Annotated in this window: 1 protein-coding gene; it reads left to right on the forward strand. The window is 51.6% G+C overall.

What is annotated here, in order from left to right:
• Positions 1–1,002, forward strand: a 1,002-nt coding sequence (locus MV985_RS01375) for a hypothetical protein (RefSeq protein WP_297458973.1), incomplete at both ends; no start/stop codon positions are given.

Consider the following 1,002-nt stretch of genomic DNA (forward strand, 5'->3'; position numbering starts at 1 on the left):
TGCTTTTAGGACCCGGAGAGCTCCCGGCAGAGCTCAAAAGAGAGCTTGCGAGAGAGTTCAACAGACACCTTCTAATCCACCAGGGAAACTGCAAGACCCAGCACTTTGTCATCTCCTTCGGCCACCACCTAACGCAGAGGCAGATAGAAAGACTCCTTGACCGGATAGAGGCCATCTTCAGCGACCCTTACAGGTATCACCTCTACGCAGTCCATCAGGAAGACCACGGAACGGCAGTCCACGTCGTAGAAAGCGCAGACCCGGACGGAAAGCTCAGACATCTCAGCCAGAAAGAGTTCTACGACCTGAAGAGAACCGTTATAAGAGAGCTCCGCCCCTTCATGAACGCCAGAGAAAGAGAGGTAGCCAGAAACTTCCGGAAAGGAACACCCACGCAGGACTGGAAGCACCAGGTAGAGCTCCACGCTCCAGAGAGGAGCTTCAAGGAATACGTCAGACAGGCCGTTTTCATAGCTTCAGAGCTCATAAAACAGGGAGATTTAGAGGAAGCCATAGAGTTTCTCACCTCTAAAGGCATAGAAATAACGGAAAAGAAAGCAGGAGAGCTCTCCCCCTTTGGCAGAATCTTAAAAAGGGACAGGATGTATGCCGTAGTAAACCACCCGAAATACGGTCTTGTAGCAGTTAGGCTGGACAAAAAGATGAAAGCCACGTTCAGGCTCTACCTGAGTGCCTTAGAGGAGTTGGAGCGTGAGCTTAGAGAGGCTGAAGAAACTCTCAGAGAGGACCGGGAAGCTCACAGAGGAGCTCCGGGAGCTGGAGAACAGGAAACAGCAGTTGGAGAAAGAACTTCAGGAGAAGGAGACAGAACTTCAGAAGGCCGTTTCGGTCCGCAACCGGCTTCTGAAAGAACTCCGGCACCTGAAAAAGCAGAAACAGGAGCTTCAGGAAGAGATACACGGGCTTCAGATGAGACAGAAAGAGCTCCGGAGCCGGCAGGAAGAGTTAGAGAGCGAGATAAACAGGCTCAAATTCCGGAGA

The organism is Thermococcus sp. (genome assembly GCF_027012695.1).
Taxonomy (GTDB): Archaea; Methanobacteriota_B; Thermococci; order Thermococcales; family Thermococcaceae; genus Thermococcus.